This window comes from Aquitalea sp. ASV15 (assembly GCF_016429115.1).
Classification (GTDB): Bacteria; Pseudomonadota; Gammaproteobacteria; order Burkholderiales; family Chromobacteriaceae; genus Aquitalea; species Aquitalea magnusonii.
This window is the reverse complement of sequence record NZ_JAELTZ010000010.1, coordinates 15,161-32,931: the sequence shown is the minus strand read 5'-3', so window position 1 is coordinate 32,931 and position 17,771 is coordinate 15,161. Positions and strand designations below refer to the sequence as shown.

Sequence of the window (17,771 nt, the reverse complement as noted above, 5' to 3'; positions counted from 1 at the left end):
TGCCCCTCCACAGGCCCGCCCTGAGCGGCAAGCCGGATAAAAAAAAGCCCTATCTCACAGGATAGGGCTTTCTTGTCTGCAGAAAGCGATTATTCGCCGTCTACACCGGTGTACGGTACCACGGTAACGATCTTGCGCTGCAGTGCACCCTTAACGGTGAACTGAACATAGCCGTCAACCTTGGCGAACAGGGTGTGATCCTTGCCCTGACCAACATTTTCACCAGCGTGGAAACGGGTACCACGCTGACGAACGATAATGGAGCCTGCCGGAATCAGTTCGCCACCGTAAGCCTTCACGCCCAAGCGTTTGGCTTCGGAGTCACGACCGTTGCGGGAGCTACCGCCTGCTTTTTTGTGTGCCATGACTGTTTATCCTTACTTCGAAATCGCGTCGATGCGGATTTCGGTGAAGTTCTGACGATGACCCTGGTGTTTCTGGTAGTGCTTACGACGACGCATCTTGAAGATGCGGATCTTGTCGCCACGACCGTGGGAAACGACAGTAGCCGTAACGGTGGCACCAGCTACCAGCGGGGCGCCTACAACAACCTGTTCACCGTCAGCGACCATCAGCACTTCTTCGAGTACGATTTGGCTGTCGACGTCTGCAGGTATCTGTTCTACTTTGAGTTTTTCACCGATGGCAACCTTGTACTGCTTGCCGCCGGTTTTTATGACCGCATACATTCGCTTAGCTCCTAAAGAGGGATCTTCACCGCATCACGCGAGAAGAACGCGAAACTATACGCAGTCGATTCAAAGTTGTCAATAATTTCATCAGTTTAGCCGCAGAGCCAGACTGGGCATGGCTGTCTGCAAGGCTTTTCTGGTAACATTCCGCGCTTCTGGCTCCGCTAAAACCAACAACTGGCTAAAACCGTGTCCACCCCGCTATTCCGTACCCTGATCGCTGAAGACATGCAGACCGTAGATGGCGTCATCCGCGCCCGCCTGCATTCCGATGTAGTGCTTATCCGCCAGGTGGCGGAATACATCATCTCCGCGGGTGGCAAGCGCCTGCGCCCGGTACTCACGCTATTGTCCGGCAAGGCGCTGGGCTACGAAGGCGCGCATCTGTACGAACTGGCCGCCATGATCGAGTTCATCCACACCGCCACCCTGCTGCACGATGACGTGGTGGACGAATCCGACATGCGCCGTGGCCGCGAAACCGCCAACGCCCTGTTCGGCAATGCCGCCAGCGTGCTGGTGGGCGACTTCCTGTACACCCGCGCCTTCCAGATGATGGTCACCACCAATAATATGCAGATCCTGCAGGTGATGGCCGAAGCCACCAACATCATCGCCGAAGGCGAAGTACTGCAACTGTTGAATATCGGCAATACCGCGCTGTCCGAACAGGACTACCTGCAAGTCATCCAGTACAAGACAGCCAAGCTGTTTGAAGCCGCCGCCCGCGTGGGCGCGCTGATTGCAGGCGGCAGCGAGGCCCAGGTCAAGGCGCTGGCCGACTACGGCATGTACCTGGGCACGGCCTTCCAGATCATCGACGACGTGCTGGACTACAGCGGCGACGCCGACACCATCGGCAAGAGCCTGGGCGACGACCTGGCCGAGGGCAAGGCCACCCTGCCCTTGATCTACACCATGCGCCAGGGCGATGCGGCGGCTGCCGACGTGGTACGCCAGGCACTGGAAAACGCCAGCCGCGACCGTTTCCACGCCGTACTGGCTGCGGTACAATCCTGCGGCGCGCTGGACTACGCCAAAAACGAAGCCATCAAAGCCGCCGAACAAGCCGTGGCAGCCATTGCCGACCTGCCGGACACCCCGGTGAAACAGGCACTGGTGGAACTGGCCCGCCTGTCGGTGGAACGCAACGCCTGATCCGGATTTAGGTCTCCGTAGTTAAATGGATATAACGGCCCCCTCCTAAGGGGCAGTTACAGGTTCGATTCCTGTCGGGGGCACCACCTGCACTTAACCTACGCATGCGTAGAAGTCTGACAAAGCCGCACCTTGTACCAAGGTTGCGGCTTTTTTCATGCGCCCTTCCAAAGCAGCCCGCTGTCATTACAACATTCAATCATCCCGCCCCACGCTGCTGCCCCGCTCCCTGTCCGCTGCCCGTACCGCATCGCGGTCGGGATATTCGCCGATGCGTACCAGCCGGGCAATGATGGCGGCGCGGCTGCGGCCCATGCTGTGGGCAATGCTGGCGCAGTCTGGCGCGGCGGGGTCGTGCCAGCTGGCGCGTAGCCGGGCGTCGTCACTGGCGCTCCAGGCTTTGCCGGCGTTGGGCTTGTGATCACGCTGCTGGTCGAGGTCCGGCAATGGCAGTGGTGGTGGTTTACTGGCCCACCAGGCGGGCTGGCCGGCTTGCTCCAACCGTTGGTCATCGGCCTGCATGGCGCTGGCCTGCTCCGGGAAATAACCTTGCTTCACCAGCCGAGCGAGGATGGCGGCACGGCTGCGGCCCAGTTTTTCTGCCAACTCGGCACTGGTAACGGTGCTGGAGGTTTCCCATAGCGCACTCAGGCGGTTGTCTTCGGCAATGCTCCAGCGCTCGCCGGCCCGGTTGTGACCGGGGCGATCCGGAGTGCTTGCCGGGGCAGGCTGGGCGGCGTGTTGCTTGCTTACCCGTTTTAGCTGCTGGTAGTAGTGGGCGCGGGCCTGGTCCAGCGCCGGGTCTTTGGGGGTGTGCAGGGCCTGGCCGCGGCGTAGCGGGTCCTGGCCCAGTATCAGTTGTTCGACGATTTCCAGTTCCCGGAGCATGGTATGGCCCTCTCTTGTTTCCGGCATGGCCTAGCTTGCCAAAGCTGGCAACGCTGCGCTTGATGATGCCAGTATGGCGGGCTTGTTGGCAGGTGGTCCATCCTTGCACTGGTGCGGTGGATTACCGGCCTTGGCAGCGAGCAAAGCAGCCTGCATGTTGAGGAGCCAAGACCGGGCGAGCGGCTGGCCGCCCAGGATGCCCCACAGCATAAAGCCGCCATCACTGGCGGCTTTACGAGAGCGGAGCAGATAGCCTCAGGGTTTGGCCAGGGGCTGCAAGGCCCAGTCGAATACCGGTTTGAAATCGGCGGCCATGGAGCGGGCCATGCTGGCGGTGATGTGGTTTTTGTCCTGATAGCGGATGTGGCCGTTCTGGCTGGCGTAGCAGGTGGTGGCATCGCAGAAATGGTCGAAACCATCCCAGATGCGCACATTGGAGTAGTGGCTGGCCACACTGCGCAGCATGGCCACCACGTCGGCGCGCTCTGCCTCGGCTTGCTGACGGCTGACATTGCAGGCGGCAGCACCCAGCCGGATCACGCATTCCGGCGGCGAGCGCTGCATTTCCGGCTCCGGCAAGACCAGCACCAGCTTCAGCCCCAGTTGCTGCAGATAGGCGGCATTGCGCTGCAAAGCCTGCTGCAACACCGCCAGCGAGGTGGCGCGATCCAGCGGTGCCACGCCCACCTGTTTGTCCCACACGCTGTCCGGCAGGCCGTTCTGGCCGGCAGCCAGCACAGCAATGCTGTTTTCACCCGGTTTGTTGAGTGCGGCATAGCCGTTCCAGCGCACATTCATCAGCACGCCACTGACGCCCTGTTGCTTGAGCTGCGGCAGTTCGTCGCGCACCGCACGGGAGAAATTGGTACACCAGGTGCGCAGCTTGCCCTCCCCCACCGGGGTGACATCCGGCAGCGGCGGGCAGCCGTGATACACCCGACGCAGGATGGCAATGTGCTGTTGCTGTGCCAGGGTTGCATACAGTGGCATCAGGTGGTCGGTATGCGAATCGCCCCAGGCCAGTAGTCGTACCGGGCCGTTGCGCTGGCCTTCCACGCACTGCGCCACCGGCGACAAGGGCAGGCCGTCCTTGGGCATGGCGCAGTTGCCGTGCATGGCCATGGCATCGCCCTTGGCTTGCAACAGTGCCTGATGGCCGGACCACGGCGCGCGTGGCAGCAGGAACATGGCCACATTACCCAGCAGCCACATGCCCATGATCATGGCAAAGCCGCTCCACAGCGTGGCCTTGGTGGTACTGAAGGCACGCAGCTTTTTCTGGCGGATGGGCTGCTCGACATAGCGATAGCTCAGCCAGGCCAGCAGCAAGGCCAGCACCCCGCCCAGCAGCAGGTCGCGCGGCAGGCTGCGTTCGCCCAGTCCCCAGTAGCGGCCCAGCGCCAGCAGCGGCCAGTGCCACAGATAAAAGCCATAGGAGAGGATGCCGATGTCGGTCCAGGGCCGACGTGCAGCCAGACGACTGACAGGATTGTCCGCATTCAGCTGGCCGCCCAGCAGAAACAACACACTGCCTAGCACCGGCAACAGCACGATGACGCCGGGAAACACCATGGCTTCGTTCAGGCCCAGCACCGACCCCAGCAGCAACAGCAGGCCGACGCCGCCAGCCAGCGCGGCATGCGGTTTCCAGCAGGCAGGCAGCGGGGTGATGGCCAGCAACGCACCGGCGGCGAATTCCCAGGCGCGGGTGGGCATCAGGTAAAAGGCGCGCGGGGTTTCGTGATAGGACAACCACAGACAGTAGGCCAGCGAGGCGGCAAAAATCAGCCATAGCAGCGGTGGCAGGCTGCGCGCCACCTTGTCTGGCTGACGGCCACTCAGGCGGTACAGTCCCCACAGGATAAGCGGCCAGGCCAGGTAATATTGCTCTTCCACCGCCAGCGACCAGGTGTGCAGCATGACGGTGAGGTCTGAGGCGGAATTGAAGTAATCAAAGGCATGCTGGAGGAAGTGCAGGTTGGCCGACAGCAGGGCCACGCCGCGGATTTCCCGGCCCAGCTTGTTCTGGTCATCCGGTAACAGCACAAAGTAGGACAGCAGCAAGACCACGCACACCATCAGCAACAGCGCCGGCCCCAGACGGCGAAAACGCCGGGCATAGAAGGCCTTGAAGTCGATGCGGCCCTGGCTGATGAGCTCCTGCCGCAGCAAGCCGCTGATCAGGAAGCCGGAAATGACAAAAAAGATATCCACCCCGACAAAACCACCGCCAAAACCTGGCACGCCGATGTGGAACAGCACCACGGCCAGCACGGCCAGGGCACGCAGGCCATCAATATCAGGGCGGTAACTGCCAGCATTGACGCTGGAACTGAGGTGAAGGGACATGATCAAAGTGGCCGCACCGGACAAGCAGCAAGCTGGATCGATCGCCATCGATCCGCCATGATGTTGAACAGCGTGCGCAGACAGTAAAAGAGCCGCCCATTGTATAGCGCCATCACCACCGGTAAAAGCAGCCATGCGTCTTGCCGCACAAGATGGAAGCGCACCGGCCAGCGTCGCCTGGCAGATTTGTTAAGTTATTTGACAGAATGCCAGCGCAGCCTGCTTAGCTGGTATATCTGCAAGTCTACCCGTAGCAGGATGCCGCCATGCGCTTTGCCATTACCCTCACCGACCGTTTCAAGGTATTGCTGGACACAGCCTTGCAGGCAGGCTGGCAGCCGTTGAAAATCTTCACCTCACCACTGGACGGCAAGATTCATGACAACCGCCAGGTGATCGAGCAGGCGGCCCGGCTGGGCATTCCCGTGCAGCTGTCGCCCATGACCGAGGCGGATCTGGCGGCGCTGGCGGCGCAAGGCTGTGAAACCTTGCTGCTGGGCAGCTACGACTGGCGGGTACCCAATTGGCGGCCTTATCTGGCCCATGCGGTGAATTTCCATCCTTCGCCACTGCCGGAGGCGCGCGGGCCGTTTCCGCTGGTGCGGGCGATTCTGGAGCAAAAGGCGGATTGGGGCGTGAGCTGCCATGTGGTGGAGCAGGATTTTGACAGCGGTGCGCTGCTGGACCGGCAGCTGTTTGCCATGGCTGCGGACGAAACGCTGAACACGCTGGAGTGGAAATGCCAGCTGGCGCTGGAGCAGTTGGCCCGTCGCGTCATCGCGGACTTCCCCACCCTGTGGCAGCAGGCGCAGCCACAGGGGCCGGGCAGCTACTGGCCACGCTGGAGCGAGGCCGAGCGCATGCTGGACCTGAGCGGCCCGCTGGCCACCATCCAGCGTCAGTTGCGCGCCTTTGGCGACATCAACTGTCTGGCCGAAGCCAATGGTGTGGGCTTTGTGGTGCATCGTGCGCAGGGCTGGCTGGAGACACATTCCTTCAAGCCCGGCACGCTGGTGCGCAGCGTGGACCTGTCCATGCTGTTTGCCGTGGCGGACGGCTTTCTGGTGATCAGTGAATGGAGTGTGCAGGCGCCGGGGGTGGTGAGCGGTCGGCGGCCGTTCTGAGGCCGCTCAGCCAGCTGCTTATCTCATGCAAAACAGCCCTTGGCGGGCTGTTTTGTGTTGGGTCAGGGCCGGCATCACCACTTGCCGCCCAGGGCAGCCACCAGCGCAACACTGGCGGTGTACTGGCGGTTTTTCACGCTCCATAGCGTATTTTCGGCACTGATGCGGCTGTTTTGCGCCGTCAGCACATTCAGATAGCTCACCACTCCGGCACGATACTGGTTCAGGGTGATGCTTTCCGCCCTTTGCGCGGCCTGCAGTGCAGACTGCTGGTATTGCGCCTCCTCCTGCAACAGCGACTGCGCGGACAGATTGTCCTCCACCGCCTGGAAAGCACCCAGCACGGTCTGGCGATAGCTGGCCACGCTGGCGTCGTAGCTGGCAATGGCCGCGGCGGTCTGTGCCCGGCGCAAGCCACCGTCAAACAGCGTCATGGCCAGCTGCGGCCCCACACTCCAGATGCGATTGGGCAGGCTGACCCAGTCGGCAAAACTGCTGCCCTTGTAGCCGCCGCTGGCGGACAGGGTGAGCGTGGGGAAATAGGCCGCTTTGGCGATGCCGATTTCAGCATTGGCCTCGGCCACTGCCCGTTCGGCGGCGGCAATATCCGGGCGACGCTCCAGCAAGGTGGAGGGCAGACCCGGTGGCAATTGGGGCAGATGGGGCAGGGTCTGGCTGACCGGCAGCGAGAAGCTGGCCGGGGCCACGCCCAGTGCGGCGGCAATGGCGTGCTCGAGCTGGGCGCGGCTCAGCTGCTTGTCCACGCGGGCGGCCTGGGCGCTTTTCCAGCTGCTTTCCGCTTGGGCCACGCTGTCATCCGACACCATGCCCACGGCAAACTGATTGCGGGTGAGCTGCAGGTTTTGCAGCAGATTGGCCTCGCTGTCCTGCAATTGCTTCAGCTGCACATCGGCCACCACCAGTTGCAGATAGGCGGTGGCCAGCTGGGCCTGGCTGCTCAGGCGAATGGCTTCCAGCTGGGCGGCACTGGCCGCTTCCTTGGCACTGCCCGCCTCCACGGCACGACGTACCGTGCCCCACAGGTCGACTTCCCAGCTGGCCGTTGCCGCCAGATTGTATTGATTGCTGACATTGCCACCGGCGCTGCTGACGCCGTGACTCTTGCTGGCGCTGAGGCCCAGTGTTGGCCACAGGCTGGCTTCGGCCTGATCCAGCAAGGCACGGGCATTACGGTAATTGGCCTCGGCCTGGGCAATGGTGGGGCTTTGCCGGTTGAGCGTGGCCATCAGCTCATTCAGCTGCGGGTCCTGATAAACCTCCCACCAGTTACCACGCGGGCTGGCGTCTTGCGGGCTGGCACTCTTCCAGCGGCCGTCTTCCTTGAAAGCCGCGGGGATATCCATCCTGGGCCTGGTGTAGTCGGGGCCGATGGCGCAGCCCGCCAGCATCATGGCCATCAGGCAGGCGGCCAGCGCCGGTCGCGTGGATAAAGCAGTCATGCGCGTCATTCCTTGTGTCCTGCAGCAGCGTGCGCCCGTACGCTGTCGCGCCATTGCTGGCACCACAGACGGAAACGGTCCAGATAAAGGTAAACCACCGGCGTGGTATAGAGGGTCAGCAGCTGGCTGAGCAGCAAGCCGCCGACGATGGAAATGCCCAGCGGCGTGCGCATCTCGGCACCGTCGCCATGGCCCAGTGCCAGCGGCAGTGCGCCAAACAGCGCGGCCAGCGTGGTCATCATGATGGGGCGGAAGCGCAGCAGGCAGGCTTGCAGAATGGCCTCGTGCGAGCTGAGGCCCTGTTCGCGCTCGGCGGTGAGGGCAAAGTCGATCATCATGATGGCATTTTTCTTGACGATGCCGATCAGCAGCAGCACGCCAATCAGCGCAATGATGTTGAACTCGCCGCCAGTGGCCAGCAGCGCCAGCAAGGCCCCTACCCCGGCCGAGGGCAGCGTGGACAGGATGGTCAGTGGATGCACCACGCTTTCATACAGCATGCCCAGCACGATATACACCGCCACCAGTGCCGCCAGAATCAGCATGGGCTGGCTATCCAGCGAATCCTGGAAAGACTTGGCCGTGCCCTGGAAGCTGCCGTGTATCGACGAGGGCAGGCCGATTTCGGCGGTGGCCTTGTCGATGGCCGCGGTGGCATCGGACAGCGAGCTGCCCGGTGGCAGGTTGAAGGACAGCGTGGTGGCGGCAAACTGGCTCTGGTGGTTGACCGATAGCGAGGTATTGGTCGGTTCCCAGCGGGCAAAGGCCGACAGCGGGGTCGGGCTGCCGGAGGGCGTCTGCAGATAGATGCTGCGCAGGCCTTCCGGGTTCTGCCAGAACTGCGGCGCCACTTCCAGCACCACATGGTACTGGTTGAGCGGGTTGTAGATGGTGGACACCTGGCGCTGGCCAAAGGCATCGTTCAGCACCGCGTCGACCTGCGACTGGGTCAGCCCCAGCCGCGCCATGGCATCGCGGTCAAAGGTCAGCGTGGTTTGCAGGCCCTTGATTTCCTGGTCGCTGCTGATGTCCGCCAGCATCGGCAGCTTTTGCAGCGCCTGCTGTACCTTGGGCGTCCAGCTGCGCAAGGCGTTCAGGTCATCACCCTGCAATGTGTACTGGTACTGGGCATTGGCCGCCCGGCCGCCGATGCGGATATCCTGCACCGACTGCAAGAACAGCTGCGCGCCGGGCTCGCGCGCCAGCCGCTTGCGCAGGCGGGCAATGACCTGGTCCGCCGACTCGCTGCGTTGTCCCAGCGGCTTGAGGCTGACAAACATATTGGCGGTATTGCGCTGGCCGCCACCGGTAAAGCCGATCACCTTGTCCACCGCCGGGTCCTGCCCCACCACGTCGATAAAGCGCTGCAGTTTCTGCTGCATGGCCTGGAAGGAAATGCTCTGGTCGGCCTTGATCATGCCAGTGAGGCGGCCGGTATCCTGCTGCGGAAAAAAGCCCTTGGGCACGATCACGTACAGATAGACATTCAGCGCAATGGTGGCGCCCAGTATCAGCATCATCAGCGGGCCATGGCGCAAGGCCCAGCCCAGACTGCGCCGATAGCCGGCCAGCATGCGCTCGAACAGGTTTTCACTCCAGCGGAACCAGCGGCCCGGCGGCCGTTCGGCATGCGGTTTGAGCCAGCGCGCGCACAGCATGGGCGTGGTGGTGAGCGACACCAGCAGCGACACCATGATGGCCACCGACAAGGTAACGGCGAACTCGCGGAACAGCCGGCCAATGATGCCGCCCATCATCAGGATGGGAATGAACACCGCAATCAGCGAAATGCTCATCGACAGCACGGTAAAGCCCACCTCGCGCGCGCCCTGCAGCGCCGCCTGCAAGGGTTTCATGCCGTTTTCGATATGGCGGGCAATGTTTTCCAGCACCACGATGGTGTCGTCCACCACGAAACCGGTGGCAATGGTCAGCGCCATCAGGCTGAGGTTGTTGAGCGAGAAGCCGCACAGATACATCACCGCGAAGGTGCCCACCAGCGACACTGGCACGGTGATGGCAGGAATGGCGGTGGCGCGGCCATTACGCAAGAACAGGAAAACCACCAGGATGACCAGCGCGATGGAAATGAGCAGCGAACGCTCCACCTCGGACAGCGAGGCACGAATGGTGGAGGTACGGTCCATCACCACCTGCATCTTGATGGCGGCGGGAATCGACGCCTGCAGCTGCGGCAGCAAGGCATTCACCCGGTCTACCGTCTCGATGATGTTGGCGCCAGGCTGGCGGAACAGGATGATCATCACCGCCGGCTGCCTGCCCAAGAGGCCGGCATTGCGCACATCCAGTACCGAATCCTTTACCTCGGCCACATCCGCCACCCGCACCGCCGCGCCGTTTTTATAACTGACCACCAGCGGCAGATAGTCGCTGGCCTTGCCCGCCTGGTCATTGGCCTGTACCTGCCAGTGGCGCTGCTCGTCTTCCAGAAAACCCTTGGGCCGGTTGGCATTGGTGCTGGTGATGGCGGCGCGCACCGTTTCCATGCCGATACCGTAATGGTTCAGCTGCAGCGGATTCATTTCCACCCGTACCGCCGGCTGGGCCCCGCCACCGATATTGACATCGCCAATGCCCTCCACCTGCGCCAGCTTCTGGCCGAGGATGGAGTCGGCGGCATCATACATCTGGCCACGGGTCAGCGAGTCGGAGGTGAGGCCGATGATCATGATGGGCGCATCGGCCGGGTTCACCTTGCGATAGGTCGGGTTGGACGGCATGCCGGTGGGCAATAGCGAACGGGCGGCATTGATGGCCGCCTGCACATCGCGGGCCGCGCCGTTGATGTCGCGGTTGAGGTCGAATTGCAGGGTGATGCGCGAGGAAGCCAGCGAGCTGGACGAGGTGATTTCAGTCACCCCGGCAATGCGCCCCAGCGCCCGTTCCAGCGGCGTGGCCACAGTGGCAGCCATGGTTTCCGGGCTGGCGCCGGGCAGCTTGGCGCTGACCGAGATGGTGGGAAAATCCACCTGCGGCAAGGGCGATACCGGCAGCAGCTTGAAGGCGAGGAAACCCGCCAGCAGGATGGCCAGTGTCAGCAGCGTGGTGGCAATCGGCCGGCGGATGAAAGGGGCGGACGGAATCATGACCCGGCCTCATCCACCGCGATTTCCGGCGGGCGACGGAAACGGCGTGCCAGCCGGTCGAAGGCCAGGTAGATCACCGGCGTGGTAAACAGCGTCAGCACCTGGCTGACCATCAGGCCGCCCACCATGGTCACCCCCAGCGGCGAACGCAGCTCGGAACCCATGCCGCCACCCAGCATCAGCGGCAGCGCACCCAGCAGCGCCGCCATGGTGGTCATCAGGATGGGGCGGAAGCGCAGCAGGCAGGCCTGGTAGATGGCATCACGCGGGCTCATGCCCTGCTCGCGCTCGGCCTCCAGCGCAAAGTCGATCATCATGATGGCGTTTTTCTTGACGATGCCGATCAGCAGGATGATGCCGATGATGGCGATCACCGACAGGTCGTTGCCGGACACCAGCAAGGCCAGCAAGGCGCCGATGCCGGCCGAGGGTAGCGTGGACAAGATGGTAATGGGATGAATATAGCTCTCGTACAGCACGCCCAGCACGATATACATGGTGACGATGGCCGCCAGGATCAGCCACAACGTGTTGCTGAGCGAAGCCTGGAAGGCCAGCGCCGCGCCCTGGAACTTGGTATCGAGGCTGGCCGGCATGCCCAGCTCGGCCTCGGCCTGACGGATGGCCTCCACCGCCGGCCCCAGTGCCGCCCCCTTGGCCAGGTTGAACGACACCGTGGTGGTGGGGAACTGCCCCAGATGGTTGATGGTGAGCGCGGTGGGACGCTCCTCGATGCTGGCCACGGTATCCAGCGGCACCGGGCCGCCACTGGCGGTGGGCACATAAATGCCCTTGAGCGACAGCGGGCCGCGCTGGCTTTGCGCATCCACCTCCAGCACCACGCGGTACTGGTTGGTCTGGGTGAAGATGGTGGAAATCAGCCGCTGGCCAAAGGCATCGTACAGCGCATTGTCGATGGCGGCGGTGGTGACACCCAGCCGGGCGGCCGCATCACGGTTGATATTGACATAGGCTTGCAAGCCCTTGTCCTGCAAGTCGCTGGCGACATCGGCCAGCTCCGGCAACTGGTTCAGCTTGTGCACCAGCCTGGGCACCCACAGCGACAGGTCGTCCGGGCTGGTGGCCTGCAGGGTGAACTGGTACTGGGTGCGGCTGACGCGGGTGTCGATGGACAGATCCTGCACCGGCTGCAGATACAGCGACATGCCCGGCACATCGGCCGCGTGCTGCTGCAAGCGCGCCAGCACGGCGCGGATGTCATCGCGCTCGTCCTTGGGCTTGAGGTTGATCTGCAAGCGGCCACTATTGAGCGAGGCATTATTGCCATCCACCCCGATAAACGATGACAGGCTGTCCACCGCCGGGTCTTTCAGCAAGACTTCGGCCAGTTGCTGCTGCTTCTGTGCCATGGCCGCAAAGGAAATGGTTTGCGCCGCCTCGCTGCTACCCATGATGGCCCCGGTGTCCTGCAGCGGGAAAAAGCCCTTGGGCACGGCCATATACAGCAAGACCGTCATCACCAGTGTGCCTGCGGCCACCAGCAAGGTGAGCTTTTGCCGCTGCAGCACCCAGCTGAGCATCTGGCCGTAACGGGCAATGATGCGGTCGAAGAAGGCGCCGCTGGCATGGTAGAAACGGCCCTGTTTGTCCTCCGGCACATGCTTGAGCAGGCGGGCGCACATCATCGGTGTCAAGGTCAGCGAAATGAAGGCGGAAATCAGGATGGACACCGCCAGGGTGATGGCAAACTCGCGGAACAAGCGCCCCACCACATCCCCCATGAACAGCAGCGGAATCAGCACGGCAATCAGCGAAAAGGTGAGCGAGATGATGGTGAAGCCGATCTGCTGCGAGCCCTTCAGCGCTGCGGCCAGCGGTTTTTCGCCCTCCTCGATGTAGCGGGCGATGTTTTCGATCATCACGATGGCATCGTCCACCACAAAACCGGTGGCAATGGTCAGCGCCATCAGGGTGAGGTTGTTGATGGAAAAGCCGGTGAGGTACATCACGCCAAAGGTGCCGACCAGCGACAGCGGCACGGCCACGGCGGGAATGATGGTGGCCGGCACATTGCGCAGGAAGACAAAGATCACCATCACCACCAGCGCAATGGCCAGCAGCAGCTCGAATTCGACATCTTTTACCGAGGCACGGATGGTGACGGTGCGGTCACTCAGCACTTTCACATCCACCGCGCCCGGCAGGCTGCCTTGCAATTGCGGCAGCAGCGCCTTGATGCGGTCGGTCACCTGGATCACATTGGCACCCGGCTGGCGCTGCACATTGAGGATGATGGACGGCGTATTGCCAGCCCAGGCGGCCAGACGCAGGTTTTCCGCCGCATCCACCACCTTGGCCACATCACGCAGCCGCACCGCGGCACCGTTCTGGTAGGCCACGATGACGTCCTTATACTCCTCGGCCGATTTCAGCTGGTCGTTGCCATCCACGGTGGAAGCCTGCTGCGGGCCATCAAAACTGCCCTTGGCCTGATTGACGTTGGCATTGCCGATGGCGGTGCGGATGTCTTCCAGCGTCAGGCCGCGCGCGGCCAGCGCCTTGGGATTGCTCTGGATGCGTACCGCAGGCCGCTGGCCACCGCTGAGGCTGACCAAGCCCACGCCCGGCACTTGCGATAGTTTTTGTGCCAGCCGGGTATCGACCAGGTCTTCCAGCTTGGTCAGCGGCAGGGTATCCGAGCTGACGGCAATGGTGAGGATGGGCGTATCGGCCGGGTTCACCTTGTTGTAGATCGGTGGATTGGGCAGGTCGCTGGGCAACAGATTACCCGCCGCGTTGATGGCGGCCTGTACTTCCTGCTCGGCCACGTCCAGCGTCAGCTCCAGGCTGAACTGCAGGGTGATCACCGAAGCGCCACCGGAGCTAGTGGAGGTCATCTGGGCGAGACCGGGCATCTGGCCGAACTGCCGCTCCAGGGGTGCCGTGATGGAAGAGGTGATGACCTCCGGGCTGGCGCCCGGATACTGGGTCACCACCTGGATGGTGGGATAGTCCACCTCGGGTAACGCCGATACCGGCAGCAGCTTCCAGGCGACGATGCCGGTCAGCAGGATGGCCAGCATCAGCAAGGTGGTGGCCACCGGCCGCAGAATGAAGGGACGTGAGGGGTTCATGCCGTCATCCTGCGCTTAATTGGCGGCCGAGGCATGCTGGCGCTGGCCGCTCCAGCCACCACTGGCTGCGTGCTGGTGGTGCTTGCCCTTGCCTGCTCCCTCGTTGCTGCCGGCCTGTTGCGCCGCACGGTCGATCACCTTGACCTGGGCTCCGTCACGCAGCTTGTCCAGCCCGTCCACCACCACTTTCTGACCGGGTTTCACCCCTTCTTCGATAATGGTATTGTCCCCCGACACCGCGCCCGGCTTCACCTTGCTGATGCTGACGGTCTGATCCGGATTGACGGTATAGACATAGCTGCCCACCTTGCCCAGTTGCAAGGCCACACTGGGCAGCAGCGTGGCACCGGCTTGTACGCCCAGCTGCAGATGCACGTTGACAAACTGGTTGGGAAACAGCGCCTCATCGGCATTGGCAAAGCGGGCCTTGAGATTGACCGTGCCGGTACTGGTGCTCAGCTGGTTGTCGATGGCCAGCAACTCGCCATCGGCCAGCTTGTGGCGGTTATCGCGGTCCCAGGCTTCCACCTGCAATTTGCCCTTGGCGGCACGGGCCGCCGCCAGTACCTGGCTGAGGCTGACCTCGGGAATGGCAAACACCACATTGATGGGCTGGGTCTGGGTAATCACCACCACGCCATTGCTGTCGCTGGCATGCACGATATTGCCCGGATCGACCTGGCGCAGACCGGCCCGGCCGGCTACCGGCGCGGTCACCCGGCTGTAATCCAGTTGCAGGCGGGCATTGGCCACCGCGCCCTGATCCAGCTTCACCGTGCCCTGATACTGGCGCACCAGGGCTTGCTGGGTATCGACCTGCTGCTTGGCAATGGAATTCTGCGCCAACAGCTGCTGGTAGCGTGCCAGATCGAGCTGGGCGTTTTGCAGCAAGGCCTGATCGCGCAGCAACTGGCCTTCGGCCTGGGTCAGGGCGGCCTGATAGGGGCGCGGGTCCAGTTCGGCCAGCAGCTGGCCCTTCTGGACGGGCTGCCCTTCTTCAAAATGCAGGGCCATCAGTTGGCCATCCACCCGGCTGTGCACGGTAACGGTATTGGGCGAGTTGACCGTGCCCAGCGCCCCCAGCTGCAAGGGGGCATCCTGCCGGCTCACCGTGGCCACGGCCACCGCAATCGGCCCACCGCCCTTGCGTGGTGTGCTGGCGGCATCGGCCGCTGCCGTGCGATGACTGTTCCACCACCACCCGCCAGCCGCCAACAGCAGCAAAAGCAGGGAAACATTGCGCAGGGTATGGGTGGACTTGGCAGCGGTATCGGACATGATGGATTTCCGGGATACGCCCCCGGCCAGGAGCAAGGAGCGGTCAGCAGTGGCAAAAGGGCGGCAGGCCCACCCTGAAACAAGTGGCGATGATAGGCAATCGACATGACACTGCCTATAGCCAACATGTTTATAGATGTTAATCGGCATGAAGCCATCACACCAGCCCAGCCCAGCTGGCGCGGCCTGCCGGCTGCTGCGGGCTGGCTGACATGCAGATAATGCATGGCAAGGCCGTGGTCGCCCACAAAAAAAACCGCCCTGCATGGCAGGGCGGGCGAGCGATCCGAATCAGGCAGCTGGCAAGCTGCGCCAGCCGGGGGCGGCTAGAACAGCAACTCCTTGACGTTTTCCACCGCATCCTTGGCCGCAGGGGCATTCGGGTCCTTGGCGGTCACATCATCTGCCGCGGCATCCGAGGCATTGCTGCCCGGTACCGTGCCGTGATTGTCGATCTTCAGCTCCGGATTGGTTTTCTGGAACTCTTCATAGTAGTACTCGTCGCCACCACGCTGGCCGGCACCCGGCTTCACCACGATGCCAGCCGGCACCGGCAGTTCCACCTCGGGCACGCCCTTGAGCGCATTGGCCATATAGTTCATCCATACCGGCAAGGCCGCCGTACCGCCATAGCCGTAACGGCCGAGCGAGCGCGGCTGATCGTAGCCCACCCAGGTAGCCGCTACCAGGTTGGGATTGAAGCCGACAAACCAGGCATCCTTCCAGTCGCTGGTGGTACCGGTCTTGCCGGCCAGATCCATGCGCCCCAGGCTCATGGCCTTGGCCGCCGTACCGTAGCGCACCACGTCCTTCAGCATGGAAGTCATGATGAAGGCGTTACGCGGATCGATGGCCTGGGTGGCGTTCTGACCGGCGATAGCCGGCTGGGTCTTGGCCAGCACATGGCCGGACTGGTCTTCGATGCGGTCAATGAAGAAGGCCTTGATACGGTAGCCACCATTGGAGAACACCGAATAGCCCTCGGCCATCTGCAGCGGCGTGGCCGCACCGGCGCCCAGTGCCATGGTCAGGTAGGCCGGATGCTGCTTGGGCGAGAAACCAAAGCGCTGGATGTATTGCTGGGCATAATCCGTCCCCACCGCCATCAGCAGCCGCACCGACACCAGGTTCTTCGACTGGGTCAGCGCGCGGCGCAGGCTGATCAGGCCGGCAAACTTGCCATCATCGTTCTTCGGCTCCCAGCTGGGCGAACCGGGTGCACCCGGCACGGTGAGCGGGGCATCGTTGAACAGGGTGGACGGCGTCACCCCACGCTCGATGCCAGAGGAGTAGATGAATGGTTTGAAGGTGGAGCCGGGCTGACGCCAGGCCTGGGTGACGTGATTGAAGCTGCGACGGTTGAAGTCGAAGCCGCCCACCAGCGACTTGATGGCACCGCTACGCGGATCCATCGAGACAAATGCCCCTTCGACATCCGGCATCTGCACGATTTCCCAGTAGCCCTTGTCATTGGCACGCACACGAATCACCGCACCACGGCGAATCTGCTTGTCGGCTGCCAGCTTGGGATTGAGCGCGCGCCGGGCAAACTCCAGCCCCGCCCCCTTGATGACCGCCACCTTGCCGCCGCGCATATAGGCTCGTACTTCGGACGGACTGGCCGACAAGACAATGGCCGCCTGCATGTCGCCGCTGTCGCGAATTTCAGACAGTGCATCATCCAGCGCTTCGGTCTGGTCTTCCCCTTCCGCCGAGGCCAGATCGATATAGCTTTCCGGTGCGCGGTAACCCTGCTTGCGATCAAAGTCGAGCAGGCCGGCACGCAGCGCATCATAGGCCCATTGCTGGTGATGGCTGTCCAGCGTGGTGTACACCTTGTAGCCCTCGGTGTAGGCCGCATCCTTATAGCGCTCGTACATGGCCTGACGCACCATTTCCGCCACATACAGGGCCGGCTGGTTGCTGTCGACCGTGGCGCTGGCCAGCCGCAGTGGCTCTTTTACGGCAGCGTCATACTGGTCCTGGGTAATGAAGTTGAGCTCGCGCATGCGGCGCAGCACATACTGCTGGCGCAGCCGGGCACGGTCGGGATTGACGATGGGGTTATATGCCGACGGGGCCTTGGGCAGACCCGCCAGCATCGCCATCTCGGCCACGCTCAAGTCGGTGATGGGCTTGCCGAAATAAGCCTGTGCCGCGGCAGAAAAACCGTAAGCACGCTGCCCAAGATAGATCTGATTGAAGTACAGCTCGAGAATCTGATCCTTGGAAAGCGTATGTTCGATTTTGAAAGCGAGCAAGGCTTCATTAAACTTACGCGTGAAAGTCTTTTCACTGGACAGAAAGAAGTTCTTGGCCACCTGCATGGTGATGGTACTGGCACCGGAACGGGCGTGACCGGACACCAGATTGCCGACGGCGGCACGCATGACACCGACGTAATCCACGCCGCTATGCTGGTAGAATCGCTCGTCTTCGGCAGCCAGCAAGGCTTGCTTCATCAGCTGCGGGACTTCATGGATGCGGGCAAAGGAGCGACGCTCCTCGCCAAACTCACCCAGCAACTGGCCATCCGCCGAGTAGACGCGCAGTGGAATTTTTGGACGGTAATCCGTGAGCACATCAAGACTTGGCAAACGCGGGTAGGTTATGATGATCG

Annotated in this window: 11 protein-coding genes and 1 tRNA gene; 3 read left to right on the top strand and 9 right to left on the bottom strand. The window is 62.6% G+C overall.

Annotated features, from left to right (window positions below; translation table 11 throughout):
- Positions 1-89 precede the first annotated feature (89 nt).
- Positions 90-365, bottom strand: a complete 276-nt coding sequence (rpmA, locus tag JHD64_RS06230) for a 50S ribosomal protein L27 (protein WP_045847787.1) — start codon at positions 363-365, stop codon at positions 90-92.
- A 12-nt stretch (positions 366-377) separates the two neighbouring features.
- Positions 378-689, bottom strand: coding sequence for a 50S ribosomal protein L21 (gene rplU / locus JHD64_RS06225; protein WP_059284477.1), 312 nt, complete (start codon positions 687-689; stop codon positions 378-380).
- Positions 690-881: 192 nt separating this feature from the next.
- On the opposite strand from rplU, the gene ispB reads away from it, so the two are divergent.
- Together ispB and JHD64_RS06215 are read left to right on the top strand one after the other, a co-directional pair.
- Positions 882-1,850, top strand: coding sequence for an octaprenyl diphosphate synthase (gene ispB, locus JHD64_RS06220; protein ID WP_199052620.1), 969 nt, complete (start codon positions 882-884; stop codon positions 1,848-1,850).
- A gap of 11 nt (positions 1,851-1,861) precedes the next feature.
- Positions 1,862-1,936 (top strand) — tRNA-Arg (locus JHD64_RS06215).
- 109 nt (positions 1,937-2,045) lie between these two features.
- Here JHD64_RS06215 and JHD64_RS06210 read toward each other — a convergent pair.
- Together JHD64_RS06210 and JHD64_RS06205 are read right to left on the bottom strand one after the other, a co-directional pair.
- Entirely contained in the window at positions 2,046-2,738 is a 693-nt protein-coding gene (locus tag JHD64_RS06210; protein ID WP_199052619.1) for a hypothetical protein, read from the bottom strand.
- A gap of 255 nt (positions 2,739-2,993) precedes the next feature.
- On the bottom strand, positions 2,994-5,087 hold the full coding sequence (locus tag JHD64_RS06205) for an acyltransferase family protein (protein WP_199052618.1): 2,094 nt from the start codon (positions 5,085-5,087) through the stop codon (positions 2,994-2,996).
- A 266-nt stretch (positions 5,088-5,353) separates the two neighbouring features.
- On the opposite strand from JHD64_RS06205, the gene JHD64_RS06200 reads away from it, so the two are divergent.
- A complete protein-coding gene (locus tag JHD64_RS06200; protein WP_199052617.1) occupies positions 5,354-6,211 on the top strand; it encodes a formyltransferase family protein in 858 nt (285 codons plus the stop codon).
- A gap of 74 nt (positions 6,212-6,285) precedes the next feature.
- On the opposite strand, the gene JHD64_RS06195 is transcribed toward JHD64_RS06200, so the two are convergent.
- From JHD64_RS06195 to JHD64_RS06175, 5 genes are all read right to left on the bottom strand, one after another.
- A complete protein-coding gene (locus JHD64_RS06195; protein WP_199052616.1) occupies positions 6,286-7,671 on the bottom strand; it encodes an efflux transporter outer membrane subunit in 1,386 nt (461 codons plus the stop codon).
- 5 nt (positions 7,672-7,676) lie between these two features.
- Positions 7,677-10,778, bottom strand: coding sequence for a multidrug efflux RND transporter permease subunit (locus JHD64_RS06190; protein WP_199052615.1), 3,102 nt, complete (start codon positions 10,776-10,778; stop codon positions 7,677-7,679).
- Positions 10,775-13,873, bottom strand: coding sequence for an MdtB/MuxB family multidrug efflux RND transporter permease subunit (locus JHD64_RS06185; protein WP_199052614.1), 3,099 nt, complete (start codon positions 13,871-13,873; stop codon positions 10,775-10,777). The genes JHD64_RS06190 and JHD64_RS06185 overlap by 4 nt, the downstream gene beginning before the upstream one ends.
- Before the next feature lie 15 nt (positions 13,874-13,888).
- Positions 13,889-15,151: an MdtA/MuxA family multidrug efflux RND transporter periplasmic adaptor subunit gene (locus tag JHD64_RS06180; protein ID WP_199052613.1), complete on the bottom strand. Its 1,263-nt coding sequence runs from the start codon at positions 15,149-15,151 to the stop codon at positions 13,889-13,891.
- 326 nt (positions 15,152-15,477) lie between these two features.
- A complete protein-coding gene (locus tag JHD64_RS06175; protein ID WP_370540937.1) occupies positions 15,478-17,733 on the bottom strand; it encodes a penicillin-binding protein 1A in 2,256 nt (751 codons plus the stop codon).
- Between the last annotated feature and the right edge of the window lie 38 nt (positions 17,734-17,771).